30 protein-coding genes are annotated in these 24,898 nt (G+C 56.0%); 12 read left to right on the top strand and 18 right to left on the bottom strand.

What is annotated here, in order from left to right; translation table 11 throughout:
• Positions 1 to 11: 11 nt before the first annotated feature.
• Together M0R30_RS05545 and M0R30_RS05540 are read right to left on the bottom strand one after the other, a co-directional pair.
• Positions 12 to 977: a hypothetical protein gene (locus tag M0R30_RS05545; RefSeq protein WP_292544426.1), complete on the bottom strand. Its 966-nt coding sequence runs from the start codon at positions 975 to 977 to the stop codon at positions 12 to 14.
• Positions 978 to 1,064: 87 nt separating this feature from the next.
• Positions 1,065 to 1,781 (bottom strand): zinc ribbon domain-containing protein, encoded by a 717-nt coding sequence (locus M0R30_RS05540; protein WP_292544423.1) that lies wholly within the window; start codon positions 1,779 to 1,781, stop codon positions 1,065 to 1,067.
• Between the two features lie 210 nt (positions 1,782 to 1,991).
• Here M0R30_RS05540 and recQ point away from each other — a divergent pair, with 210 nt between their 5' ends.
• Entirely contained in the window at positions 1,992 to 3,782 is a 1,791-nt protein-coding gene (recQ, locus tag M0R30_RS05535) for a DNA helicase RecQ (RefSeq protein ID WP_292544420.1), read from the top strand.
• A 55-nt stretch (positions 3,783 to 3,837) separates the two neighbouring features.
• Positions 3,838 to 4,146 carry a hypothetical protein gene (locus tag M0R30_RS05530; protein ID WP_292544418.1) on the top strand — a complete coding sequence of 103 codons (309 nt, stop codon included), beginning with the start codon at positions 3,838 to 3,840 and terminating at the stop codon, positions 4,144 to 4,146.
• An 89-nt stretch (positions 4,147 to 4,235) separates the two neighbouring features.
• On the opposite strand, the gene M0R30_RS05525 is transcribed toward M0R30_RS05530, so the two are convergent.
• The 3 genes from M0R30_RS05525 to M0R30_RS05515 all read right to left on the bottom strand — a co-directional run bounded on the left by M0R30_RS05525 (position 4,236) and on the right by M0R30_RS05515 (position 6,885).
• Positions 4,236 to 4,973, bottom strand: a complete 738-nt coding sequence (locus M0R30_RS05525; RefSeq protein WP_292544416.1) for a PEGA domain-containing protein — start codon at positions 4,971 to 4,973, stop codon at positions 4,236 to 4,238.
• 87 nt (positions 4,974 to 5,060) lie between these two features.
• Complete coding sequence (locus M0R30_RS05520) at positions 5,061 to 5,687, bottom strand: 2'-5' RNA ligase family protein (protein WP_292544413.1); 627 nt, start codon at positions 5,685 to 5,687, stop codon at positions 5,061 to 5,063.
• 28 nt (positions 5,688 to 5,715) lie between these two features.
• Positions 5,716 to 6,885, bottom strand: coding sequence for a hypothetical protein (locus tag M0R30_RS05515; protein ID WP_292544411.1), 1,170 nt, complete (start codon positions 6,883 to 6,885; stop codon positions 5,716 to 5,718).
• Between the two features lie 88 nt (positions 6,886 to 6,973).
• Here M0R30_RS05515 and M0R30_RS05510 point away from each other — a divergent pair, with 88 nt between their 5' ends.
• Together M0R30_RS05510 and M0R30_RS05505 are read left to right on the top strand one after the other, a co-directional pair.
• Positions 6,974 to 7,111 (top strand): hypothetical protein, encoded by a 138-nt coding sequence (locus M0R30_RS05510; protein ID WP_292544408.1) that lies wholly within the window; start codon positions 6,974 to 6,976, stop codon positions 7,109 to 7,111.
• A 65-nt stretch (positions 7,112 to 7,176) separates the two neighbouring features.
• Positions 7,177 to 8,547, top strand: coding sequence for a P-loop domain-containing protein (locus M0R30_RS05505; RefSeq protein ID WP_292544405.1), 1,371 nt, complete (start codon positions 7,177 to 7,179; stop codon positions 8,545 to 8,547).
• 29 nt (positions 8,548 to 8,576) lie between these two features.
• Here the strand turns inward: M0R30_RS05505 and M0R30_RS05500 are convergent, their stop codons facing one another.
• The gene (locus M0R30_RS05500) at positions 8,577 to 9,356 is read right to left on the bottom strand and encodes a DUF4013 domain-containing protein (protein WP_292544402.1); all 780 of its coding nucleotides are present in this window, start codon (positions 9,354 to 9,356) and stop codon (positions 8,577 to 8,579) included.
• Positions 9,357 to 9,629: 273 nt separating this feature from the next.
• Here M0R30_RS05500 and M0R30_RS05495 point away from each other — a divergent pair, with 273 nt between their 5' ends.
• Complete coding sequence (locus M0R30_RS05495) at positions 9,630 to 11,399, top strand: hypothetical protein (protein ID WP_292544400.1); 1,770 nt, start codon at positions 9,630 to 9,632, stop codon at positions 11,397 to 11,399.
• A gap of 109 nt (positions 11,400 to 11,508) precedes the next feature.
• Positions 11,509 to 13,338: a S41 family peptidase gene (locus M0R30_RS05490; protein WP_292544399.1), complete on the top strand. Its 1,830-nt coding sequence runs from the start codon at positions 11,509 to 11,511 to the stop codon at positions 13,336 to 13,338.
• A gap of 69 nt (positions 13,339 to 13,407) precedes the next feature.
• Here M0R30_RS05490 and M0R30_RS05485 read toward each other — a convergent pair whose 3' ends face one another.
• The gene (locus M0R30_RS05485; RefSeq protein ID WP_292544396.1) at positions 13,408 to 14,895 is read right to left on the bottom strand and encodes a PGF-pre-PGF domain-containing protein; all 1,488 of its coding nucleotides are present in this window, start codon (positions 14,893 to 14,895) and stop codon (positions 13,408 to 13,410) included.
• A gap of 986 nt (positions 14,896 to 15,881) precedes the next feature.
• Positions 15,882 to 16,061: a CxxC-x17-CxxC domain-containing protein gene (locus M0R30_RS05480; RefSeq protein WP_292544394.1), complete on the bottom strand. Its 180-nt coding sequence runs from the start codon at positions 16,059 to 16,061 to the stop codon at positions 15,882 to 15,884.
• Positions 16,062 to 16,489: 428 nt separating this feature from the next.
• Here M0R30_RS05480 and M0R30_RS05475 point away from each other — a divergent pair, with 428 nt between their 5' ends.
• Positions 16,490 to 16,717: a hypothetical protein gene (locus tag M0R30_RS05475; protein ID WP_292544392.1), complete on the top strand. Its 228-nt coding sequence runs from the start codon at positions 16,490 to 16,492 to the stop codon at positions 16,715 to 16,717.
• 26 nt (positions 16,718 to 16,743) lie between these two features.
• Here M0R30_RS05475 and M0R30_RS05470 read toward each other — a convergent pair whose 3' ends face one another.
• Positions 16,744 to 17,238: a shikimate kinase gene (locus tag M0R30_RS05470; RefSeq protein ID WP_292544389.1), complete on the bottom strand. Its 495-nt coding sequence runs from the start codon at positions 17,236 to 17,238 to the stop codon at positions 16,744 to 16,746.
• A 102-nt stretch (positions 17,239 to 17,340) separates the two neighbouring features.
• Here M0R30_RS05470 and M0R30_RS05465 point away from each other — a divergent pair, with 102 nt between their 5' ends.
• A complete protein-coding gene (locus tag M0R30_RS05465) occupies positions 17,341 to 17,520 on the top strand; it encodes a hypothetical protein (protein ID WP_292544387.1) in 180 nt (59 codons plus the stop codon).
• A 795-nt stretch (positions 17,521 to 18,315) separates the two neighbouring features.
• Here M0R30_RS05465 and M0R30_RS05460 read toward each other — a convergent pair.
• The 3 genes from M0R30_RS05460 to M0R30_RS05450 all read right to left on the bottom strand — a co-directional run bounded on the left by M0R30_RS05460 (position 18,316) and on the right by M0R30_RS05450 (position 20,090).
• Positions 18,316 to 18,717, bottom strand: coding sequence for a hypothetical protein (locus M0R30_RS05460; RefSeq protein ID WP_292544384.1), 402 nt, complete (start codon positions 18,715 to 18,717; stop codon positions 18,316 to 18,318).
• Entirely contained in the window at positions 18,693 to 18,998 is a 306-nt protein-coding gene (locus tag M0R30_RS05455) for a PEGA domain-containing protein (protein ID WP_292544383.1), read from the bottom strand. Before M0R30_RS05455 ends, M0R30_RS05460 begins: the two co-directional genes overlap by 25 nt.
• A 426-nt stretch (positions 18,999 to 19,424) precedes the next feature.
• Positions 19,425 to 20,090: a PEGA domain-containing protein gene (locus M0R30_RS05450; RefSeq protein ID WP_292544380.1), complete on the bottom strand. Its 666-nt coding sequence runs from the start codon at positions 20,088 to 20,090 to the stop codon at positions 19,425 to 19,427.
• Positions 20,091 to 20,343: 253 nt separating this feature from the next.
• Here M0R30_RS05450 and M0R30_RS05445 point away from each other — a divergent pair, with 253 nt between their 5' ends.
• The gene (locus M0R30_RS05445; protein WP_292544378.1) at positions 20,344 to 20,496 is read left to right on the top strand and encodes a hypothetical protein; all 153 of its coding nucleotides are present in this window, start codon (positions 20,344 to 20,346) and stop codon (positions 20,494 to 20,496) included.
• Position 20,497: 1 nt separating this feature from the next.
• Complete coding sequence (locus M0R30_RS05440) at positions 20,498 to 21,472, top strand: PDDEXK nuclease domain-containing protein (RefSeq protein WP_292544377.1); 975 nt, start codon at positions 20,498 to 20,500, stop codon at positions 21,470 to 21,472.
• Between the two features lie 181 nt (positions 21,473 to 21,653).
• Here M0R30_RS05440 and M0R30_RS05435 read toward each other — a convergent pair whose 3' ends face one another.
• The 4 genes from M0R30_RS05435 to M0R30_RS05420 form a co-directional block, all read right to left on the bottom strand.
• Positions 21,654 to 21,974: a hypothetical protein gene (locus M0R30_RS05435; RefSeq protein WP_292544374.1), complete on the bottom strand. Its 321-nt coding sequence runs from the start codon at positions 21,972 to 21,974 to the stop codon at positions 21,654 to 21,656.
• Positions 21,975 to 22,384: 410 nt separating this feature from the next.
• Complete coding sequence (locus M0R30_RS05430; RefSeq protein WP_292544371.1) at positions 22,385 to 22,603, bottom strand: type II toxin-antitoxin system HicA family toxin; 219 nt, start codon at positions 22,601 to 22,603, stop codon at positions 22,385 to 22,387.
• On the bottom strand, positions 22,600 to 22,857 hold the full coding sequence (locus tag M0R30_RS05425) for a type II toxin-antitoxin system HicB family antitoxin (RefSeq protein ID WP_292544367.1): 258 nt from the start codon (positions 22,855 to 22,857) through the stop codon (positions 22,600 to 22,602). Before M0R30_RS05425 ends, M0R30_RS05430 begins: the two co-directional genes overlap by 4 nt.
• 70 nt (positions 22,858 to 22,927) lie before the next feature.
• Positions 22,928 to 23,173 (bottom strand): hypothetical protein, encoded by a 246-nt coding sequence (locus M0R30_RS05420; protein ID WP_292544364.1) that lies wholly within the window; start codon positions 23,171 to 23,173, stop codon positions 22,928 to 22,930.
• 98 nt (positions 23,174 to 23,271) lie between these two features.
• Here M0R30_RS05420 and M0R30_RS05415 point away from each other — a divergent pair, with 98 nt between their 5' ends.
• Complete coding sequence (locus M0R30_RS05415) at positions 23,272 to 23,718, top strand: PIN domain-containing protein (RefSeq protein WP_292544361.1); 447 nt, start codon at positions 23,272 to 23,274, stop codon at positions 23,716 to 23,718.
• Positions 23,705 to 23,911 (top strand): hypothetical protein, encoded by a 207-nt coding sequence (locus M0R30_RS05410; protein ID WP_292544359.1) that lies wholly within the window; start codon positions 23,705 to 23,707, stop codon positions 23,909 to 23,911. Before M0R30_RS05415 ends, M0R30_RS05410 begins: the two co-directional genes overlap by 14 nt.
• Before the next feature lie 32 nt (positions 23,912 to 23,943).
• Here the strand turns inward: M0R30_RS05410 and M0R30_RS05405 are convergent, their stop codons facing one another.
• Together M0R30_RS05405 and M0R30_RS05400 are read right to left on the bottom strand one after the other, a co-directional pair.
• Positions 23,944 to 24,363: a hypothetical protein gene (locus M0R30_RS05405; RefSeq protein ID WP_292544356.1), complete on the bottom strand. Its 420-nt coding sequence runs from the start codon at positions 24,361 to 24,363 to the stop codon at positions 23,944 to 23,946.
• The gene (locus tag M0R30_RS05400; protein ID WP_292544353.1) at positions 24,360 to 24,617 is read right to left on the bottom strand and encodes a hypothetical protein; all 258 of its coding nucleotides are present in this window, start codon (positions 24,615 to 24,617) and stop codon (positions 24,360 to 24,362) included. The genes M0R30_RS05405 and M0R30_RS05400 overlap by 4 nt, the downstream gene beginning before the upstream one ends.
• Positions 24,618 to 24,898: the final 281 nt, after the last annotated feature.

Raw genomic sequence — 24,898 nt, 5'->3', positions numbered from 1 at the left:
CGCAATTATCCCTATTTTTTGCCGACCGTATACAGGACAACGGCGGAGACGAACACAATCCCGAGGATAAGCAGCGTGTCAAGCCCCTTCGGGAGCGGGGCCTCGGTGTTCATGGCGGGGGCCGGCAGGCCCGGCGTTACCGGGACCGTGCCTTCCCTGACGGCAAAATACGCTGTGCTGGAGCCGGTGGTATTGTACGAGGCCCAGCGCACGGAGATGCGATACTTCCCCGGTTGAAGGCCCGGTTCGTCCAGCTCATAGTTCCAGGAGTTCAGGCCGGTGCCGGGGATGATCGTAAGGTCCTTTGTCATGATCGGCGTCTCCGCGCCGTCCTTACGGATCTCCGCCCGGAAGACGTCGCTTGTCCGAAGGTTGGTCGTGCCGTTGAAGAAGATCCGGTTGCCCGTGACCTGGTCGGGGAGACGTGAGTCCGATGCCGGGATGATCCCGTTGAATACCACGATCGGGTCCTCAACAAAGAAATATTCCGTGACGAATGTGTCGTCCACGCCCTGCAGTCTGGCGGCATCAGTGAGTGAAGCGGTCTCCTTCTGGACATTGGCCCTGAGCGCCTCTTTAGTCCCGATCCGCACGATGATCTTGCCACGGTTCATGATGGTGAGGTTGCCGCCCGCGTCTTTGCCGGGCTCGACCTCCATGATGCCGTTTGGCCCCGGGTCCTGGAGCACGACCGCATACTGGCCGGCGGAGAACCGGGCCGTCTCGGTGGGTTTGTAGAAGAAGGAGAAATTACCGTGCCGGTCCGGCGCAACCGCCCAGGTCCCGAAATAGTCCCTGCCAATGATCCAGAGGACGACCGTGCCGTTCGTGGCGCCGGTGCCGCTGACGGTTAACTCGTCGCCGCGGGTGATGATCTGCGGGGTGCTGGTGCTGTAATAGACTGCTGCCGAGGCCGGCAGCACAAGGCATGCGGCAATGAGGATAGTGACGGCAATGACCGGTAACGCGGACTTCATGAATCTCCACCCCGTTGGATAGTGATCCGTTTGCCGCCTGATGTTATACGTTTTCGGGTTCGTTGTACGGCAGCCGCTTTCCATCGTCTACCGCTTCATGAATCCGAGGACGCCTTTCTTTGACGGGCGCTCTTTTTTAGGGGGCTCGGTGTATTCGTCGGGGTCCGCGTAGGACTTCTTCCCGCCCTTGAGCTCGTCGGCGATCAGGGGGAGGTGCGCATATTTCTTCGGTGGCATGCGAATCTGTGGGGGCCGCGATGCCGGTTCGTCCTGGTACCCGTACGGGTTCACCGGAGGTGCGACCGGCCGGGCACTGGCATCATCGGCTCCGTCGCTCCACGGGTCCCAGTCAGTGACCGGTGGTTCCTGCACCGGCAGGGGAACCCGCTGTTTCTTTGTTACGATGATGGACGGTGCGATTGACGGTGCGGTTGCAGTCCCTGTACCTTTGAGCGATGCCCCGCACCGGTTGCAGAAGACCGCCTCGCTGTCGGGGTTGACAAAACCGCAGGATGGGCACGTGCCCGGCTTGGCAAAGGTCATGCCGCACCGGGTGCAGAACTTCGAGTCCTCGTTGATCGCCGGGTTCCCGCAGGACGGGCATGCCATCGATTTCGTCTTCTTTACCGGCCCGCCACACTTGTCACAGAACTGCGCCTCGGGGTCGGCAACCCGGGCACCGCACGTGCCGCAGACCGGGAACCCGGGTTCCGGCTCCTCCACGATCGCCTGTCCGCACCGGTTGCAGAATTTCGATTCCCCGTCGGGGGCAGGGAAACCGCACGTGCCGCATTTTCTGGCCATATGCTTCCTTAAAGGATTCCTTTGGCATTGGCATAAAACCTGTGGTTCAGGCGGGCCATGAGGTAAATCTCCCCCCTGGTCGAAGAAACCTGACAGTTTCTTCTCCTGCCTGCTCTTCCCTTCGGGAACAGCAGGCATTGCATAAATTCTTCCCGCCGGCCGTCGTATTCTTTGGCAGCATTCCCGGTATTGCCGGGCATCAGGGATCCTATGGCCACGACCGCCCAACTCCTTCACATGTACTGGGGCTCCTCCGCTTTCCTGCCGCACCAGAAGGAGATCATCGGGTCGGTCCTTGGCGGCCACGACACCCTCGCGATCATGGCGACCGGTGGGGGCAAGTCGCTCTGCTACCAGCTGCCCGCGCTCTACCTCGGCGGCCTCACGCTTGTCATCTCCCCCCTCATCTCGCTGATGAAGGACCAGGTCGACGACCTGCAGGCCCGGGGCATCCCGGCCGCGGCCTGGAACAGCACGCTCGATTACCACGAGCGGGTCCGGCTCGGGGAGGACCTCGCGGATGGCAGCCTCCGGCTCCTCTTTATCTCGCCGGAGAAGTGCATGCAGCCGAATTTTCTCTCCACCCTCTCCGCAGTCCCGGTCCGGCTGATCGCGATCGACGAGGCGCACTGCATCTCGGAGTGGGGCCACAACTTCCGGCCCGAGTACCGGCAGCTCGCCCAGCTCCGGAAGTTCTTCCCCGGGGTCCCTCTCATCGCCCTGACCGCGACCGCGGTCCCCGAGGTGCGCCGGGACATCCGGCAGCAGCTTGGCCTTACCGGCGCCCGGGAGTTCGTGGGCAGCTTCAACCGTACAAACCTCCGGTACCGGGTGATCCCAAAGAAGAACCCGCTCATATTCCTTTCTGACTATCTCGGGCAGCACCGCGATGATTCGGGAATTATCTATTGCCTCTCGCGGGAGGAGACCGAAGAGGTGGCGGGGGAACTCAAAAAACGCGGCTTTATTGCGCGTGCCTACCATGCGGGGCTCTCGAAACAGGTGCGGGAAGAGGTGCAGGAGGCGTTCATCAAGGACCGGGTGCAGGTGGTCTGCGCCACGGTCGCGTTCGGGATGGGCATCGACAAGCCGGATGTGCGGTACGTGATCCACTACGTCCTGCCCAAGACCCTCGAGGGATATTACCAGGAGACGGGCCGGGCCGGCCGGGACGGCCAGTACAGCGAGTGCATCCTCCTCTACAGTCGGGGCGACTACGGGCGGGTCCGTTCGATGCTCGAGCACGACGACACCGGGGGCCAGCACCTGTGGGTTGCGTTGAAGAAACTGCAGGACATGGCAGAGTACTGCGAGACAACCGGCTGCCGCCGGAAGTTCCTGCTCACGTACTTCGGCGAAGAATACCGGGAGGAGAACTGCGGCGCGTGTGATACCTGCGACCACCCCCCCGACATGGTGGACTGCACGGATGCGGCAAAGACGATCGCAGCCTGCGTGAAACAGCTTCCCGTGAATTTCGGGATCGAGCTGATTGCCGATGTCCTCCGGGGTTCGAAAGGTGCAAAAATCCGGGAGTACAACCTCGCTTCTCTCCCCGCGTACGGGGCCGGGAAGAAGTACAGCAAGGCACAGTACCGCACCTGGGTAAGCGAGCTGGTCCGGCAGGGCTTCCTTGCCCGTGCGGGCGACAAGTACCCGGTGATCCGGTGCACGCCACGGACCGACGAACTGCTCCGTGGCCGCTGTCGGGTGATGCTCCCGGTGCCGGAGGCTGGTACGGTAAAAGAGAAAGCGCAGTCCGCAACCTCGCTGGACCCGGGTGCTGAAGATTTGTTCCGCCGTTTAAAGGCGCTGCGGAAGGAGATCGCGGATACGAACGGCGTGCCGCCGTACATGATCTTCCCCGACCGGACCCTGCGTGAACTTGCCGCCACCCGGCCTTCCGACATGGCCGGTTTCGGTGCCGTGTTTGGCGTGGGAGCGTTCAAGAAGGAGAAGTACGGGCAGGTGTTCCTCGCGGAGATCTGCCGACAGGGCTGAGACCGGCCCTGCCATGAAAGAAGGCATATGAGGATCCAGTGCTTATGATATCAGCATGAAATACACGGCGCGGCATATCCAGCGTTTTCTCGAACAGGGCAAGATCGATCCCACTCTCTGGAAGAACCACTTCCCCTCGCTGCTGCCAACCCAGGTGCCGGTGTGCGGGGACTGCACGGAATTCAAGGATAAGACCTGTGCCGGCGGGCGCGACCCGGTCGAGTGTTTCTTAGACAAGGTCCCGGCTGCGTCTCCCGATGACGGGGAGCACAAGAAGAAGAAGCGTGACCCGATGCTCGGCCTCGGCGCAAAAGGCCCGGGTGCCCACGGCACGGCACTCCCCCGCGACCAGTCGAAGATGTAAATTTTTAATTTTCTCATCCGGTACCCTGCCCGCCCCCTCTTCGGAACCCGGGGTCGTCCCCTCTCGTGATCTCCTGTGAGGCGATGGTGTTATTTTGCGGTTGTTGTTGCAGTGTCTGTGTTTGGTGGTTCCTTGAACAGGGCCTCTGCCAGGGTCTTCAGCTGGAGGGAGAACGGCTCCTCCGCATACCCGGCAAGGAACGCGAGCGCGATATAGAACATGACGGACTTCAGGACGTACATATTCTCAATGGTGGGTGCCGTTGTCCCGGACAGCATCATGAGGCCGCCGGCTACCAGGAAGAAGACAAAGGTACCATAGAGAATGCCGAGGAACGGGCGGAGGTAATACGAATATTTGTATTCCACCCTGAAATCCTCCTCGCGGCCGATATGGTACACATAGACGTACATGTTGAAGGCCAGGCCGCCAAGCCCACCGGCACATGCGACAAAAATAAGTTCCCTGAACAAATTGCTGTGAGGAATAAGGAAATTGAAATACGTTGCTACGGTGATTGCTGCAAGGAGCATGATGAACGCGACCGTGTAATACCCAATCCTGCTGATGACGGCATTTACTTCGGCGTTAAAGATGGTCAGGTACACGGTGACCGTCTTATCCGCTTCAACCTTCACCTGCTTTGAATTCGAGTCCCCACCCTTGGTGACGGTCACGGTATAGGTGCCCGGCTCTTTCCCGCCGATGGTGTACGGTGTCTCCGGAACGATCTGTTCGGTACTGTTGTTATGGCTTACCTGGATCTTTGCCCCACCCGGGGTTGAGATCACATTGATCGAGCCTGTCTGGCCTGCACTATCTGCCATATCATAAACTCCCAGAATTTGATAACCGATGATATGGTTATGGGATGATATATTTTTGCCCGTATTTATCGGGGGAAATATTCTCCGTTATTCCTCCCGGCACCCGTCATCCCATGCCCTGAGCATATCAAAATCCCGCTTCCTCGTCGCCCTGCTCAGTGCCTGAGCCCGGGTCAGCATACGGTCCTGGACGAAATCATATTCGCATACGATCTTTGAATTCCGGAGCAGGGTCGCCCGGATCGGGTGGTGCCGGTACACGACCGGTTCCTGTTTCCTGAAATACCATTTGATCCTACGGAAGGTGAGCCAGTCAAGTTTCATGGCGAGTGTTGCGTGGAACCTGAATGTGTCGGCAGAATCCCGGTCATAGTCCCGTAATGTGCAGTACGGTGAGATTGCCTGCGCGAGCTTGTACCGGAATTGTTTCAGGGACTCGTCCGGGGTGATCGCAACAAAGACCACCCGCGTATCATCAAAAAACCCGTACCCTCCGACCTCGTATTTCGGGACCGTTATCTGGTCCGTGCATACCCGTTTGAACTCTTCGAGAAGTTTTTCTTCATTCTCCGTTGAAAAGGGCCCGGCAAGTGTAATATGCGGGACAACAAGCTTGTTGCCGAGACGGAATTTCTCATCCAGATGATGGCTTAAACCGCTGATCTGCTGCTTCACCGAACCCATCAGGCGGATATCGATCAGGTAGCGGGTCATTGGTCACCCCAGAACCGGTCCACGTTGTTCACGGCCTGTGACTGCTGCTCCTGAACTGGAGTTCCGGCGCTTTCCGGAACTGTTCATAGAAATTTCCGATCAGGTCCGTCTCCAGCTCCCGGAGCTGGTGTGGGGGGATGGGTTCGTCAAGGACATGGTACGAAAACTGCGGCACCATCCCCTCCCACGACCTCCCGGCCTGCCCGTTCAGCCGGGCGGCACAGTCCCCGACACCTCCGATGGAGATGACCTGTCCGGCACCGAGCAGGAGGTACAGGCCCGGGCTGCGGGGGACGTTTCGGAGTTTTTCTTCCGTGAGTGTCTCGTGCTCGCTCCAGGCAAGCCCCATCCAGTCCCGGTCCCCGGGTGTTCCTGAAGGCCGGAGCGGCGGGTGGCCCGGTCTCCCGGCCGGGTTGTCTTTCTGCCCCTCCGCGAGCCGGGCGCCCCGCACCCCTTCTTTCCTTGTTGTTGACCTGCGGTACCGGGGGTGGAAACGGCCAAGGCTGCAGAGTGGCGATTCCCCGTTCTCCTGCCGGTACCGGTACAGGAGAAAACTCTCCATGGCCCGGCGCCCGCTGTCGGAGGCATCGAGCGGTGCGGCCGAGCATTCGAACCCGTGGGGATCTACTGGCAGCAGGGCCTCTTCGGTGTGGTCTGCCAACCCCTCGCCGCTCGAAGAATTCTTCGAATTCTTCTCGTCCTCGCGGCCTGATGGCCCCTCGGAACTCATCGAATCCTGCTGACTCTTATCGTCCACGATATCTGATGACCTATCAGAACTCATCGAATCCTGCTGACTCTTATCGTCCACGATATCTGATGACCTCTCGGAACTCATCGAATTCTTCGGATTCTTCTCGACCTCGTGGTTTGATAACCACTCGGTTCTCCATGCCCAGAGCGCCGGGGCTTCCGTGTGGGGATCGCTCCAGGGCATTCCCTCTGCCTTTGCAAGCTCGATTATGAGGTTGTGCAGGCGCTCGCGAAGTGACCGTTTTGTCTCGCCGATATATACGAGGCACTCTTTTCCCACCGGACGGATGCGGTAGATGCCGGGCTCCTGCGGGATCTTGGTGAACACCTGTTTTGTTGCATTGAAGGGGACCCATTCGGTCCAGGGGAGGTTGCACCAGTTATCGAAGAAGTGGTCGATGGTCTCGAGGTCGCGGGCAGCAGGCTTTTCAGAGTCGGGGGACATTGCTGTTCATGGATTGGGCGGGTGTGTGCATAAGGATGAGGGTGGAATACGGGGTATATCTTTATAGAAATCCCGGCAATCACTTCCCATGGAAAAACTCCCCCAGGCCAAGTCGAAGGTGAAGAAGGACCGACCGATCTGCGACCAGTGCCATGACCCCAATATCGTCCTGAAACCCGACGGCTCCTACCGCTGCAAGCGGTGCGGGTACGACAGCTCGAAGTAATGCGGAACCCCGCCCAGCTCTTTTCATGACCGGCTTTTTTACGGTTCACGGTGCAATCCCGTACCATGGATGATGGACCGGATGCCTGTCTTGCCGGGGTGCTCGCCCTTCCCGGTGATGAACGGTGGGCGATCGATACGGCGGCGGTGGTGCCGGGTGTCACGGCGTACGCGGTCCGGTCGTTTGACGGCGACGCCCTCCGGTTCTCGGTACCGGTGATCATACGCCGCCCGCTCCTCTCCGAGGTCCCGCTTGACGTGCGGGGTGCAGCCGGTGCCGTTGCCCTGATCATCGAGCGGGTCAAGCAGCAGGTTTTTTGCGTGCCGGCGCTCGGCCCGCTCGCCGGGAAAGGCACACAATTTCCGCAGCACTACGCGTCCACTGCCGAACCTTACACCCTTGTCCGGTCACCGTCAGCGCTCGCATCCGATCTCTGGCATGCCGACAGCCGCAACTTCGCGGACGAGTCGGGCGTCCACCTCCTCCTCTGCGGGGCCGTCCCCTGCCCGGCCCGGTTCTCCCCTGTGGAGGTCTTCCGGGTCACGGAGACGGTTGCAGCGCTCTGCGAAGCGGTCGCGGCGTGCGTCTTCGCCCTGCCGGTGCGGGTGCTCGAGACCGCGTGGATCAATGCGCTCGACCAGCAGCTGCTCCGGGAGCGGCTCCCTTCGCTCGGCCTGATCTCTTTTGTCGGTGACGGTGCCCGGCTCGCCCGGCACTGCACCCGGTACCGCTGCTTCTTCCGGACTGCCGGTCCCAAGGAAGGCGTGAACGTACCGTTCACCTGCCCGCAGGAGCTTGCGCCAGTGGAGCTGGAGCTCGGGGCGAGCAACCGGGTCGTGACCGGCCTTGGCATCCGGAAACGCGAGGTGTTCGCGGTTGCCGGCTCGAACGCACAGGGCAAGACCACGTTCCTCGAAGGGATCATCGCCGGCATGGACGACCACGCGGTTGGCGACGGGCGGGAACGGGTCGTGACCGTGGACGGCCTCTGCACCGCGGAAGCAGTGAACTGCGAGCTGGCCGGGGCGGACGTGAGCATGTTCTTCTCCGCTCTCCCGCCCGGGATGGCCGGCACCGCACGGGCTGCCTGCGGCATGGGCAGCGGGTCGATGACGATGGCGTTCCAGGTGCAGGGCGCGGTTGCCCGCAGGGCCCCGCTCCTCCTGATCGATGAGGACCGGGCAGCCCCGAACCTGCTCGTGAAGAGCTGTCTCCAGACCGGGGAGGTGACGCCCCTCTCTGAGATCCTTGCCCACGACCGCGGGAAACTCGGCGACACGGCGCTCGTCTTTGCCGCGTGTGCCATGGACGCCCTGATCGCCCAGGCCGACCGGATCATGGTGCTCGACCGGCACGCAGCCTCCGCGATCGACCGCGACGTGTTCCGGCGCCGGGTGGCGGCGTCGCTTGCGAAGATGGCACAGGTCCTGTCGTAACCGGCAGAAAAAGAGAGGGAAAAAAAGATTCAGGCCGTTGCCTGTGGCACGCCGTGGTCATACACCTGGCAGAGGTACCGTGCGGAAAAGACCGAGTAGAACGGGATGAAGACGAGCTGGATCACCCATCCCACGTACGGGATGAAGGCGACGATCGAGAGGATGATGAAGAAGACAAACCCGATGACCATGAGGATCACCAGGGCGATGAGGTAATTCAGCCAGCCGATCGTCCGGATCGTCTCAAGGATTGCACTAAACCGGATACCTTCCCGGATACTGCCGGTGCGGGCGCACCGGATAATGCCCAGCATGCTGAAGAGGACGGTAACGATGACCACCACGATCTCAATGAGGAGAATGAGGAATATGAGTCCGATCATCCCGATCTGAGATCCGGTGTCGCCTGCACCCATGCCGAAGATGACGGCGAACAGGGCCGCGATCACGACAAACATCGGGATGAACCAGATGAACCCGGTGACAGCAATTTTTATCCCGTCGATATACAGGGCCCCCCAGTTGTCGAACTCCGGCGGGGGTGTTACCCCCCGGTAGACCCGGGCCAGGTACCCCGAGAGGAGGAACGAGAGGAGGAAGGCGACAATACAGATGATGGCGATCTCGGTCCAGGGGACGAGGTCCCAGCGGAAGGTCGCGCCGTCTACTAACTTCTTTGAGTCAAACACGAACGGGAGGAGGGCCATGGGCAGGCCGCAGATGACAAAGATAAGCCAGCGGGTCCATTTCCCCACGAGCGCTTCCTTTGCGTACCCGGCCGCGTCGGTGATGATCAGAGTGTTATCCATGCAGAATAGTTGCGCATCCCGGTGTAATAAAATACTGGAATAAAAATGGAGCGGGGCCGCCACACAATCCCACATGAGCGAACCGCTCCACTTTGTTGTAAAAACCACTTATGCGGGCCTGATGACGTTTATCAATTCGGATTCTGATAAAGGTCTCGGAACTCGAAGAACGCTGATGCGTTCTTCTCGTCCTCCAGGTCTGATGACCTGTCGGATCATAAGAAAAATTTCATATCTGAATGATTGAATATTGAACCACTGGTAAAAATAAAAATGATAAAACTTCGCCCATCGTTTATTCTTCACTGCCTGGTTTTTTTAATTCCTGTAAATATTTACGCGTTCGGCGTTCCTGAAAAATTACGCTACCCAATTGGAGACTGGGCGGTTGCCGGGATACAATGGGCACTTTTTCAGTATCAGGAGACGGTAAATGGAAGTTCAATCATCTCGGTATCGAATCTTATCAGATTTATTTTTGAAGGAGATATCACGGGAATACATGCAGTCCCCTTAATGGTGGGGATTTTAGCAGCGATCCTTCTTGTCTGTTCTTTTATTGTAAATATCGCATCACTCGCAAAAGGTTCTCACCCGTACTTCAGGATTTCCTCTGTAATGATAATTATTTGCGGTCTCCTTTTTGCGATCTCGGATATACTCCAGTACGGCCCCTTTTTTCATGGGCCTGATGGTTTCTGCATCCCGGTCGGGATTCCGGTGATTATGTTTATCGGATGGTGGACATACCACCATGAAGATACTATTGAGCGATTGCCAAAAGAGAAGCCGACAGAAAAACCGGAACATTCCCGGGAACGGGTTATTAACGAGATATCTCTCCTGATTTGTATCCTCATCTTTGTAAAAATAATTGTACTCTCCCTCTCCCTCTATCATATTGCCGTTACGAACAATGTGGAGCTCAGTATATACCATTCATATGCATCCGAGGCACTTTCCGGTCATATACCCTATGTCGATTATCATATCGAATATCCCCAGTTGTTTCTTGTCCCGGCCCTTATTGCAGCAATCCCTACCCTGCTGGTCCCGGGTCATCCGGTATTTGTCGGTTCTTATGTCATCCTGATGTGCCTTGTTGACATTGCGGTGCTTGTCTGCGTCTATTTCATAGCAGCCAGGTTATTTGGAAATAACAAAGCATTTTTCTGTGGATTGTTGTATGCCACAGCATTTTTCAGTGCATTTGCAGGTTCATTTTCCTTTGATATCGTTCCAACTTTTTTCCTTGTATTTTCTCTTTTATTATTTATTTATGGAAGAGAGATACCTGCATATATTTCAGCGGCGTGTGGATTTCTGACGAAATGGTTTCCTGCCGTCTGTTTTCCGTTTTTCATCGTTCATACGATTAAAAATCATAATGACACGGCCCCGATGAAAAAAGGCTTGGCTGTTTCCTGCCTCCTGGTTTTTTTGGCCGTAATTCCGTTTATTCTCCTGAATATTCAGGGATTTCTTTTCACCTACCAGTCCCAGATGGGGCGCCCCGGCAGCGAAGTCCACAGCCTGATATATTATCTTGATGTTATTGCAAAAAGCGTCACAGGTTTTCAACCATTCTGGGAACTGTCAGTTATTCTGCTTTGTATTATTGAAGGTTTTTTACTGTACTGGTATTACCACCACTCCAGCGGGAAGCCGGTCATCCTTTGCTATGCCATCTTTTTTTCTGTTTTTGCTTTTATCCTGCTCAACGTGGCACTCACTCCCTATTTTATCGTCTGGATCGTCCCGTTCCTGGCTCTATTCCTGATGAAATCGTATTGGCAGGTGCTTCTCTTTTATCTTATCCAGCTGATTATGTTTCTCGAATCGCCTGTTTTACAGGGGATTGTCTATGCATCAGGAAAGCCCTACGAGATTATTGAAAATGGACTGCCGGGCATTCAGTTTATTTTCTATTCCGTCAAATTTCTGCTGTTTTTCATTCTCTTATGGGTAATTATCGCGAATATGAAAAGACCTGACGGGTCATCACGAAAAAAACGACGATCCCGATCATCGCAGGGACAATGAGAGCAACGATGTAACTTGTCCCCGGATCGCCCGTGATTGCCGTGAACCAGATACCATCGCGGCCCCTTGCGGCAATTGCGGGTGTACTGGTCGGCCTGCTGGTCAGCAGTTGAGAACCTCCGTTCTTTTTTCCCTGCGGAGTACATGCCCCCTCTTCACCGTTGTTGTTATTCCGGCCGCTGCCCGCCATACGCATGGGAAAGCGTCAGCAACATATAGCCGCACGGCGAAATACAGCAACTACTATGATCCCTGCTACCTGCCAGCGAATGGAGAGAGTCCTTTGAAGAGCATGAACGCCCGCTTCGTGATCCCTGGTGTCCTTCTCCTCCTCCTTACGGCCGGTGTTTTCCCGGTGGCCGCTGCCGGTTCTGACAGCTGCCCGGGCTGCGGGATGGTCTGGACCGACACCTGCGTCCCGTTCGAGCGGAACAACGAGACCGCGTACAACGAGGAACTGATCGCCGCATTTTCACCGGTTGCGGCGAACAAGACCCCGCTCGCGGATTACAGCAACCGGTCGTTAAGCGAGGCGTTCCTCTCGCTCCATACCCTCATCAATGAACGATATGCCTTTACGCAGTGGCGGTCCGTTGACTTCGATGCACTCTACAAAACCTGGGCGCCTGCGATCGCCGATGCGGAGAAGAAACAGGACAAGGCCGCGTATTACCGGGCCCTCCGGGGATACCTGGTCGCGATCCCGGACGGGCACGTGGAAGTGCTGGATACAAACGGAGACTTCGGGGCAAAGTATGCCGACATCGGTGGGGGCTACGGGCTTGCGCTGACCCGGCTGGATTCCGGAAAGGTGATCGTGAGTTATGTGGCAAACGGCAGCGCAGCGGAGACGGCGGGGATCCGTTTTGGCGATGAGGTGACCGGGTGGAACGGGGTGGAGATCCACGATGCGATCAACGCCACGTCCTCCATCTGGGCGGTGAAGAAGCCCTCGACGACCGAGGGGCTCCTGCTCCAGAAGACCCGGCTCCTGACCCGGGCCCCGGTGGGGGCGTCGGCTTCGGTCAAGATCACGTACGGTGCCATCCAGCACCCGCGGACCATGAACCTCATGGCATACGATGACGGGTACGACAGCCTGAAGAAGAGCAGCTTTTTCCTCGGGAAAGAGGTGAACGATATCGGCGCTGCAAACCGCCTGACCGATATCCAGCCGCAGGTCAGCACCGACACGCTCACGTACCGGACGCTGCCGGGAGGGTACGTGTACATCGCGATCTACGATGAAGCGTACGAAGTGTACGAGCCGTTCAGAGCCGCGATGCTGGACGCGAATACAAAGAACGCCCCCGGTGTAGTGATCGACTTCCGGTACAACAGCGGCGGGGACGACAACCTCGCGTCCTGCTTTGCCGGCTGGTTTGTTGACAAACCGGTTTTCTACGAGTACGCGACGATGTTCGACCCCGGCTCACGGCGGTTCACCCCCGTCTCCGGGGCCTGGACGCAGCCTCAGCCGGCCCGGTATACCGGCCCGGTCGCGGTGCTCGTCTCCCCGGATACGATCAGTTCCGGCGAGGGGCTCCCGATGGTGTTTGCGAAGACCGGCACCGGGAAGGTCATCTCCTGGTACGGGAGCAACGGGGCGTTTGGCATGAACGGCCCCCAGGCGGTCCTGCCGCTCGGCATGTACGTCTTCTTCCCGGACGGGGCGTCTCTCGGCCAGGACGGCGTGGTCCAGGTGGACAGCAATGCGTCGCTCACCGGGGGGATTGCGCCGCAAATCCGGGTGCCGCTTACTGAGGAGACGGTTGCCCGGGCGATGGCCGGCGAGGACGTCCAGCTGACGTACGCTCTTGCATGGCTGGATGAGCAGCAGGTGCCGGTGGCAACGGCAACGACCCCGAAGGCGTCGCCCCCGGTCGCGGTTGTTGTCGTGACGCTCGGGCTGCTTGTCGTGATCGCGGGAAAGAAATAATTTTTTGGGAACCGGAACAAGGGGCGGTACCGGTGCCACGGGACCCGTGCACTCCGGCAGGGCCGCCGGTTACTCGTATTTCCGGAACAATGCCGGGTTCTGCCGGCGGGTCCACCAGCGTCGTACCAGCATGCATCCGGTGAAGAGCCCGACACACGCCACAGCAGTGACCGCGATGAGGGCAAGCGGGAATTCCGGTGCCGGCTGATTGGGCTGTACCTGCGGGGGCGAAGTTGTCCGGGTGGCGAGTGGTTGTGTAATGTCGGGAGTATGTTCCGGTACGGGCGTGGGGTCACCGGATGCCTGCGGGGACGGGCTGGTCAGGGGCATGTCCGGCAATTCGCCCGGCATCCCGCTGATCGCAAAAAGGGAGAACCCGGGGCTTGTCGTTGAGAAATGCACCTGGCCGTTTTTCGTTGCAAGGACCGTTGTGGGCAGGGATTCCCACACCGTCCCGGTATAGTGGTACATGGTGATCGTGTCCGGGCGGATCGCATGCTCTTCGAGCCACGTGGCCGGAATGGAAAAGGTGATCTCCCCGCTGGTGATCGTGGTGTACCGGGCCGGGACAAGCCCGATGTACTCGTAGACGGTCCCCGGTGGCGGGGGAATACCGGTACCCGGGCCGGCCAGCACCGTAGCGGTAACGATGAGGTCTTTTAATCCGGTGCCGGTCACTGTCACTAGGGGTACTGCCGAGTTGCCTCCCACGTTCACGGTGATTGTCATGGGTGTGTGGGATACATCCGTCATGGTGTCCGGGGGGTCGTCATCGCCGGAGGTGCTGGCAACGGTTCCGGAAGATGATGGAGCAAAGACCGTGATATACGCGGCTTTGGTTTCCGTGCTGGTCCCGTCGCTGTTCGTCACGGTCAGGGATACCGGGTATGTGCCGGCGGCCGTGTACGAATGGACAGGATTTACTGATGACGATGTACTCCCATCACCAAAAGTCCATACATATGATGATGGAAATTCCAAAGACGCGTCTGTGAATGTTACTAAAAGCGGTGCATTACCGGATACCGGGCTGGCTGAAAACCCTGCAACCGGCGCTATCAGGGATGCCCATACATCATTTTTATTGGATGACCCATCATATCCCCCGATAATCCACATTTTTGATCCGGAGACAACCGACGTATGGCTCTCCCGGGCTGGCGGGGCGAGGGTGGGTGTGGTCTTGATCCATGTTATGCCATCGGTTGAATACCAGGCATCATCCATAATCCCGGTTGCGCTGAGTCCTCCAATTACCCACATCTTGTTGTCATAAACAACCGATGTATGACTATGCCGGGGTGTGAAGCGATCCCCGACAACTGCGGTCTCAGTCCATGTTATGCCATCCGAAGAATACCAGACATCGTTCTTATACCCGGTGTCAATCCCCGTTGTGTCTCCCCCAATCACCCAGATTTTATTGTTAAAAACCAGCGATGAATGGCTCGCCCGGCCGGTGAAGTGGTCTCCATCAGATGAGATCTTATTCCATGATACACCATCAGAAGAAGCCCAGACCTCATCATCATAGCCACCATCATAGCCTCCTATCACCCATATTTTATTTAAAAAATTTATTGACGCGTGACTGTAACGGGCGGAGAATCCAGCAGTATCGGTTACCATGTTCCATATAATCCCATCTGTTGAACTCCAGATATCCTTATGCGGATAACCCCCGAAAGATTGTCCCCCAATCACCCACATCTTACTGTTATAGATGACAGATGAGTGCAAATTACGCGCCGGAAATTTTGCAGATGCGTTTGCCTCATACCATACACTTCCGCCAGAGGAATACCAGGTATCATTTCTGAATCCACCATCATACCCTCCGACCGAATCATATCCTCCGATCACCCACATCTTGTCGTCAAACACAACCGACGTATGATGGTATCGTTCCGGGAATTCTGCGGACCCGTTGATCTCGGTCCAGTTCCCCCCAGGAACTGCTGTCGCCGGAACTATGAGAACGAGAACGATCAGTGCCAGTGCCAGTGCGGGGTATCGAATGCTCATCCGGACTTCCCTGATAAACCATATCCGGGAAAAAAGGCCATATCGATCAATCCGGAATACGCCCGGCATTTTTTATGGCATTTCTCTCGAACCTGATACACCATGTGTGCCGGAGAGCGACAATAAATGTTATTATTTGAATTCCGCGTTGACATTTTTTTAAACCTTCCTCGTTACCCCGTCGTAATTTTCTGGTTGGAGTGAAGGGCATATAAACCATAGGAAGTTGGAACAAAATGCGGGGAAATTTTCCAATATGAGTGGTCCATCAGAACCATATGGAGGTGAAGGTGGTCCTTGAGGACTAAGCCTCTCGTTTTCCTGGTGAAAAACCGCGTCCGCTCTTTTAAGAAATCAATACTTATGATCCTCACCCCTTCGAATCGGTGAGGGTCAGCAGACCCGAACCACAGGAAGAATTAATAAGCATTTTTCGAAGAACTCTGGCGAGTTCTTCTCGTCCTCGCAGCCTGATGACTGCTCGGAAAAAAAAGAAAAATAATTAACCGTTAAGACACTTAGAAGCGGGGCTTCCGGTGTTTCGGCAGGCAGTCCCGGCAATAGACGGGCCTTCCCTCGGTTGGCTTGAACGGTACTTCGCACTCTTTTCCGCAGTCTGAACAGACTACTTTTGTCATTTCACGGGGGCCGAAGTCACGGGGACCGCGGTTGCCGCCAAAATTACTTGATCCGAACATAATGATTTCTCGTACTGCCTATGTTATAGAACAGTGTGCTCTAGTATCAGCTGTCACAGTATAAGAGATAGTGCCTTGTACCAATATTGCCAGAAGGTCGGCTTTCGCCTCCCTTCCGCTCATCGAGGTTTTGAGAAACCACTCCCATCCAGAAGGTCGGCTTTCGCCTCCCTTCAGTTTGTCGAGATTCGAAAATTTCTGTTGAAATCTTCTCATCCTCAGGGTTCTGATGAACCCTTCGGATTCTGCGAACCACTCCAATCCTAAAGCAGGAGAGGATCAATAATCTTTCCCTGAACGCAGTTCTCCGACAGAACGCTGAAAAGCGTTCTTCGACTTACTCACTACTGCCAGGACCCGGTATATTCATCATAATTCAGGTGTCTTTCAACTAATTTTTATACAATTTCAGCCCTCTTTTTATTATTATGGCCCGTGGACGACCAAGGAATGTATCGAACTATGAAAAACAGAAAGCAAAAAAAATCCGGGAATTTCTATCCGGCACCAGTATTTCCCGTTTTGACTCCCTGAATGATGCAGCACTTCTCGATACCATTCGCATTTCCGACAACCGGGTGTTCATCAGTCTTGACCGGCACAATGAAATTTTACGCCGGATTTCAGACCTGGTTGGTGAATTTCAGGATAATTAATGGGAATGGATGCAATGTGGGCGGGTTTAACCTGTCTCATCCACAACCTGTCCGACAACCGTCTCAAAATCATCTCCTGAACAATCAATGGTGATGTCGGCGTACTTTTCGTACAGGGGGACCCTCTCGTCATACATTTCCCGGAGGCTCTGGCCCTTGTTCAGGACAATGCCCCGGGTCGTGATGTTCCTGAGCCTTTTTTCCATTTCCTCAAAAGAGATCCTGAGGTAAACAACTACGCCCTCTCTCTTCAGGTATTCCATCGCCGTTTCGCTGAACACCACGCTGCCCCCCGTGGCAATGACGGCATGGTGAACATGTTGCGAGAGTATTGTCTCCTCCTCGATTTTCTTGAACGCCCCGGCCCCCTCCGTATCAATGATTTCCTGCAGGAGCCTCCCAATCTTTTCCTGTATCGCGAGATCCGTATCGATGAATTTCAGCCCGAGGGCCTTTGCAAGGACCACCCCCATGGTGCTCTTGCCTGCGCCGGGCATGCCGATAAGGATGATGTTCTTCATGGGGTTCCCTTAGAAGTGAATCTGGCCCGGAAGGCAAAAAGGTTGGTTCCTGCGGGTCCGAGACCATCACCAGACTCCGAATGGATCATCAGAACCATGAGGATGAGAAGAACTCCTCCAAGTTCTTCGAAGGTCGAGGACACCCCTGGCATCCTGATCCTGAAATACATGGAAGATAAGGATACGATCCGGATCCAGAAGGTCAACTACTGGTCGCTCCGGCTGGTCCCCCCGGTCTCGATTGCCCTGTATTTCCTGCTCTTCCTGATGCTTGTGATATAACGGGACACCCGCCGGCCTGCCCCCGGGCCGGGCATCCCGCATTTTACAAAAACGGGCATGGATGTAATCACCCCGGCGAGAGTGAAAAAAATGCTGCGGTCAACAATCTGCTGAATGGATCTCGCCCGTCACCGGGAGCTGGTATGTTATCCGGCAGATTGTCATCAGGAATGCAACAGGGTCCGGAAGACGTTTTTGACAAGGCCCCTGAATATGCCGGTACCGTTTTCGTTACGGGGGGAATTACCCGTACGTATCCGGGACCCCACCCGTGGATACCGGTCCGGGGACCTCCTCAATAACGAGGGAATACTCTTGGCAGGCCGCTTTCAGATCGAAGACAAAATCAGCATTTGCTGAGTTTTCTGAGTTCCATGATATCGGTATGAACAATCCTACACTCCCGCCCCCGGAAACAAGTGACACAAGACACCGGTCCGGTGTTCCAAAATCCATGATTACGAGAGTAAGGAGGTTTGAACCGGTTCTGAAATAATATTCCTCTTTTGCAAAAATGCGTATCTCACCGGATTTTAAAAAATTCCCGGGAATTTCCTGAAAACTCTCTTTTATCCAGGGGACCAGCATTCCTACTTTTCCCCCCCGTATCCGAATGTTCATGGTCTCCATTGGCTCACCTGATCCGGTTTATTTGTACTGGTGTTTTAAAAACATCCGGGTCGTATTGCCGAAGAAAACCTACAGCCCCTCCACAAATCCCCGGCCGAAGCAGCCGGGAGATCCTGCACTCCGGGTAAGAACAACGGGTCATGGCATAGCTCCCCCGTGCCGGCCTTACGCCTTCACCGTCACGTTCTCGACAAGGACCACAAGGTTCTGTTCGATATACCCCGATGGCAGCGTGCAGGTGACCTCGATGTCCCGGGTCACGTGACCGCTCACTGCAATCGCCCCGAGGTCCATGGGGTTTTCGCAGGTCATCAACCCGTCATGGTAGACATTTGCCGATGCTGTCACCTGCCGGGCACCGGCCGTCCCGCCATTGGAAAACTCGGTGTGCAGGAACAGCGGTACCGGAAATGTCGTGCTGTTCCATCTCTCCGGGTCCGCGGTGCTGTTAAACCCGTACTGGTACTCCCAGGACCCTTGCGCGTCGATACGCGGAAGACTGGTTGCGGTTGTATTGGCCGGGATGATGGTCTGTATACTCCTCAGCTGGAGCGAGACCCCGTCCATCCCCCTGCTACGACCGTGACGGGGTGCTCCACGGACTCGTAGCCGCTCTTTTTGAACTCCAGCGTGTGGCGGCCAGCCGGGACCGGGCCAATGGCGGAAGGCGTGAGGCCCCGGTATTCACCGTCGAGATAAACCTCCGCTCCTGCCGGTACTGTGGTGGCATGGAGGGTGCCGTTCCCCGACAACGCCTGCGGCTGGGCAGCGGGGGTGCCTGTGCATCCTGCGGATACAATGGCGAGTGTGACTATGATGAGGGTCACTATGAGCGTGCGGGATGTCATGTATGTATTTCTCTGGAAAAGTCAGTATAAAGGTCTTTATATTTTTGTTTTTGATGGAACTGCCTGCTGTTTTTTGTACCGTTTTCCCGGCTTCCCGGTCCCTGTGGGAGCGTGGAGATGGCTGTGCATGATCATTTAACTATAAAATCACAATTTTGTACTATGTCTCCGGCACTCGTTCCGCCACAGGGGCCGGTAACGCGGGAATCGATCATTGCCGGGACCCGGCCCAACTCGTTTATGCGAAAAATACGGCTGGCGTTATTCGACCTGGGGATCGGCAGTACCGGTATTGGTTTTCCCTATGTCTTCTGGATAAAAAACAAACGATCACAGCGATAGCACAATAGAACCAGTGCTCCTGTCTCTTTCCGGACCCTTACGATTACCGGGATGGTGTGTCCCCTTCCCGGCCGGGCGCCGGTCTTACTTCGTTACAACCACATTTTCAAACCGGACTTCCAGGTCCTGGTCCGACATGGACGATGGCAGCGTGCAGGAGAACTGGTTGTCCCGGCTCACGTGGCCGCCGGCCGCAAGTGTCCCGAGGTATACGGTGTTCCAGCAGATCATCCTCCCTTCATAATAGAAATTTACCGATGCGGTCACTTCCCGGGCATCCACCGGCCCGACATTGAAGGCCTCGGTGTGCACGACCAGCGATACCGGGTTTTCCGTGCTGCGGCCCGCCGGTGGGTGCGTCCAGTACCCGTCCACGTGGATTTGCGGGAGACCGTCTGAAGGTGTGGTCGTTGTCGCGACGGTGACCGGCAGGGTGTAATTCGTGCTGGTGAGCGTCACCCTGATATCCTCCATGCCGCCCGTGACCGTGACGGGATACATGACAGATTCGTAACCCTCCCTGCGGAACTCCAGCGTGTGGTGGCCGGCCGGGATGTCCGCGATGATGGCAGGCGAGGAGCCCCGGTATTCGCCATCGAGATACACCTCCGATGCCGGGGGGACTGAGGAGGCACGGATGGTGCCGCCCGCCTGCGGCTCAGCGACGGGCGTGCCCGTGCACCCTGCCGATACGATGGCGAGCGCGATGAGGATAAGGACCAGCGTGAACGGGCTCGATGAGATGGCCATAGTAACCCTGAGGTGGCGCTGCCCGGGTATTTGTATTATCCTGATGGTGCTGGTTCAACCGCTCAGGATGAGGCCCCGGGCCGCATGTTCTTCTGCAACGGGCGTGCACACCTCGTCCCCTCTCCCGAAAAAGTCCGGGAAATATTCCCGGATCTGCCTGCGAAAAGGACGTGGGAAAACTTTCACCCTCCGCACCTCATCTGTTATCCCGGGAAAAAAATAATTGTTTTTTGGAGATCCAGTGGCTTTCATCATGGAACATCTAAAGAAACCATCAAAGAAAACGACTGGAGAAATAATTTTTCCGGTCCATGATAATCCTGAATCATCAGTGGCTCTTCTTGGCGATATCCGGTCCCTTGTAGAGTCAACACGTATCCGGGTTGCTGCAGGAATAAACGCTTGAGATGGTGCTGCTCTATTGGGATATCGGTGAGCGGATCCGAAAAGAGATTCCTGGCGAAGATCGTGCGGCGTACGGTAAACAGGTGGTTGATCTGTTATCGGACCAGTTATCGGACCAGTTATCGGACCAGTTATCGGCTCATTATGGCCGCGGGTTTGCGAGAACCAATCTCTTCAACATGATCCGTTTTGCAGAGGTTTTTCCGGACCGTTCAATAGTCCACTCACTGAGTGGACAATTGAGCTGGACCCATTTCCGTAATCTCATTTATATCGAAGATCCCCTTGCCCGGGAATTCTATACCGGGATGTGCCGGCTCGAACGGTGGAGTGTCCGCGTGCTCCAGGAAAAGATCCGGGGGATGCTCTTCGAACGGACTGCCCTTTCAAGGAAGCCGGAAGAACTCGCAAAAAAAGAGCTCGCAGCATTGCGTGATGAGGACGTAATGACACCGGATATGGTGTTCAGGGACCCGTACTTCCTTGATTTTTTGGGATTGTCCGATACATTTTCTGAGAAAGACCTGGAAAATTCGATACTTCGCGAGCTGGAGCGGTTCATTCTCGAACTTGGTACCGACTTCTCGTTTGTTGCCCGACAAAGACGGATTACTGTCGATCATGAGGATTATTATATCGACCTTCTCTTTTACCCCCGGAAACTACGCCGGCTTGTTGTTATCGACCTGAAGCTCGGGAAGTTCCGGGCGGCCGACAAGGGACAGATGGAGCTCTACCTGCGGTGGCTGGACCGGTATGACCGCCAGATGGGTGAAGACCCGCCCATCGGCCTGATCCTCTGTGCTGGTTCCTCGGACGGGCATATTGAACTCCTCCAGCTCGAAGCAAGTGGTATCCGGGTTGCGGAATACTTCACTGAGCTGCCCTCCCGCAAACTGCTGGAACAGAAATTAAAAAGCGCGGTGGCGATTGCACGGGAGCGGTTAGCGGAAGGAAGAGATGGGATGTGGATATAAAACAACGCAGAAAAAATGGAATAACCGGGAGTTTTTTAGAGTCTGCTTAAGATTTTTCAGGCTTTGTCGTGGCGGACCATGGATTTTTCCCGGATCACCCGCTCCGAGAGAGTAAGTCCCCCGCGTTTCTCGTTTCCTGATCCCTTCCAGGTATTTCCCCGAGGCTCCTTACCGTCACCGGCTAGCCCCGTTTTGCTGTGTAGTATCCCGGCAGGAAGTGCAGGATATTTTCAAACTCCATGTACATAATCGTCTCCGGCATTGCGGCGAGCCCGTGGAGGAGCCGGACCGCGTGTTCTTCTGAAACAGGCGTGAGGAGGTTCTGCTCTTCCGACCAGTGCCAGAGGAAACACTGGTACGTGCCGTCCCGTTTTATGCTTACGTAGATGTCGGTGCCGCGTTTTACCGGCTCGAGGGTGTAGAGCAAATACCGTGCTGAGCGGAAAAGGAGGATGTCGGTCGCGGGGTCGGGCGCGTTGCCGGGAACTGGGGGGTTTTGCATAGGGTCACCTGCGCATCACATCCGGACATACTATCTGCATTATAAAATGATAAACTTTGCAAATCCCGTTGCAGGACGTGAACGAGCGCAAGGTGATTCCGGGGCGGTCGGGGGGTTGACGTTTGTTCTGGACGGGCACGGGGGATTGCTGGCGGGAAATAGATCCCGGCATTTTTCTGCCTGACATTTTTTCCGGCTCGTGCAGGGCATTCGCCGGGTTTTCCCCGCTTTGCGTTAAAATATCCCGGCAGGAAGTGCAGGATATTTTCAAACACGATGTATATGACCGTCTCCGGCATCGCAGCGAGCCCGCGGAGGAGCCGGACCGCAAAGTCTTCTGAAACGGACATGCACTCTTTCTGCTGTTCCGACCTGCGCGGGAGGAAACCGGAACATGCGGCTTATTTTAATTATCCCAGTTCTTCGGGACTGATGCCGGCGTCCCTGCAGATCTGTTTTACGATCTTCGGGTGCAGGATCTTCCCGGCATGATCCGGCACTGTCACGCGGATTCCCGCATTATTCCTGAAAATTTTATGACTCCCACTTTGGCGTACGCAGGAAAAACCCTTTTTCTTCAACAGGGCAATAACCCGCTCAGCCGGGACCCGCGGGAGCTTCTCACTCATACCGAGACATCCACCATGGTCAGGTTGATGAGCCGGGCCTCGGGAATCTTCTCTCCCGATTCGATGCGATCGTCAACGTGAAGGCGGATGACATCACGGATATTGTCGAGGACTTCTTCATAGGTTTCTCCTTGTGCATAACAACCCTGGAGTTCCGGGCAGAATGCCGTGTAGCCGTCCTCATCCTTTTCTATGACAACAGAAAAGCGGAAATTGTGCATGCCATACCTTCCCTTCTCGTATTTACTGTTCATTATATCGTACCGGGTAGTGCAATAACTTTTTGTATACCGGGCGACAGGATGGAGCAGCCGTTCGGTTGCCTCACCGCCTGCGTCCTTTTATAACGTATCCCGGCAGGACGCGCCGGATATTCTCAGACTCGATGTACATGACCGTCTCCGGCATCGCAGCGAGCCCGCGGAGGAGCCGGACCGTAAAGTCTTCTGAAACGGACATGCAGGAGTCCTGCTCTTCCGACCCGTCCCGGAGAAAATACCGGAGCGTGCCGTCCCGTTTTATCCTGACGTAAATGTCGGTGCCTACACCTGCAAGGATATTGCATCCCAAGCTCTCGTTGCGATGCAGCCCCGGCTGTTTTTCAGCTCCGGAAAATGATGCAATCTTTTATCGGTTTTTGATAATAATATAGAATCAGGAAGATTATTGTGAAGATATACCTGGACGTATGCTGCCTGTGCCGGCCTTTTGACAATCATCACGAAACACGTATCCGGCTTGAAACCGAGGCAATTCTTGCGATCCTCAAACGCTGCTCACTTGACTGGGAACTGGTTACCAGTACTGCAGTAATGTACGAGGTTGGTCTCATCGGGGATCCTGTGAGAAAATCCCATGTCATCCGGCTGACCCACCGTGCCCGGGAGACAATCCGGGTTAATGAAGTCCTGCTGTCGCGGGCAGAAAAGATCGGAGAAACCGGCATCATGGGAATGGATGCCATCCATATCGCATGTGCTGAGAGAGCAGGTGCGGTCTTCCTGACTACTGATGATGAGGTGATAAGGATTATGAAGAAGCATTGCCCAGATATATCAATACGGGCCGATAACCCGTTGCGCTGGCTGATGGAGTTGAACCATGACGGAGAGTAAGACAATTGCCCAGATCCAGAGCGAAGGGTACGATGCCCTGGTCAATGCTCTTGGACCGGAGGATGCAGTCCGGTTTATCCGGAGTTTTGATCCCGGGAGTGGCGACTATACAAGGGAGCGAAAGAAATCCTTTAAGAAAAAAACAGTAACGCAGATCGGAAAAGAGATTCTCGAACTGCAGAAATCTCTCTGATACTTTTTTCAAGGTGGTGCAGCCCGAGCGGGTCATTTGCCGGCTATTCCCCTCTTTGCGTTAAAATATCCCGGCAGGACGCGCCGGATATTCTCAGACTCGATGTACATGGCCGTCTCCGGTATCGCGGCGAGCCCGCGGAGGAGCCGGACCGCGAATTCTTCTGAGACGGACATGCAGGTGTCCTGCTCTTCCGACCAGTCCCGGATAAAATACCGGTGCGTGCCGTCCCGTTTTATCCTGACGTAAATGTCGGTGCCGCTTTTTTCCGGCCCGGAGGTGTACAGCGAATACCGTGCTGAACGGAAGAGGGGGATGTGGGTCGCGGGGCCGGGTATATCCGGGGGATTTTGCATGGGGTCACCTTTGCGGTCCGGCATATTCGTGTCCCGGGCCTTTGACCGCGTCCTGTTCATCACATCCACAGACCGGCCGGTTCCCTGTTGTCTCATCTGTCCCCGCTCCCGAAAAAGTCCGGGAAATAGTTCCGGATCTTTTGACACTCCGCGTCTGTGACTCCTGCAAGGTCCCGGCCGGCTTTTCCTATGATGAATGCGGCCGCATCGTACCGGTCCGTGAATGGCCGGACCAGTGGTTCGTCATCAATCCCGGGCAGGTAGCGAAGGTAGAAGCTGATCGCCGGCCCGGACGTTACTTTGTCGAAGAAACTGGGAGTTTCTTCTCCCCGTCGAGGCCTGACGACCACTCCGGGGTCGAAGAACCCGGGTTTTTTTCCCGCCGATGTTTGATAATCTCTATGGAATCCAAGAAACTGGGAGTTTCTTCTCCCCGTCGAGGCCTGATGACCTCTATGGAAATGAGGGACCTGATCGGTTCTTCTCCCCATCGAGATCTGCGGACCTCAGTGGAGGCGATAAGCACAGTCTCCCGTACGGCGTTGATAGCGGTACCTGGCGGATTGTACGGGATGCGGAGGAGCGCCATGTCCGAACAGGGGTTTTGTGCCGGAGGTTGCCCCTCCCTGTT

Source organism: Methanoregula sp., assembly GCF_023227875.1.
In the GTDB taxonomy this organism is placed as follows: domain Archaea; phylum Halobacteriota; class Methanomicrobia; order Methanomicrobiales; family Methanospirillaceae; genus Methanoregula.
Note: the sequence above shows the minus strand (reverse complement) of the source record. Positions and strands in the feature narration are given on the sequence as shown.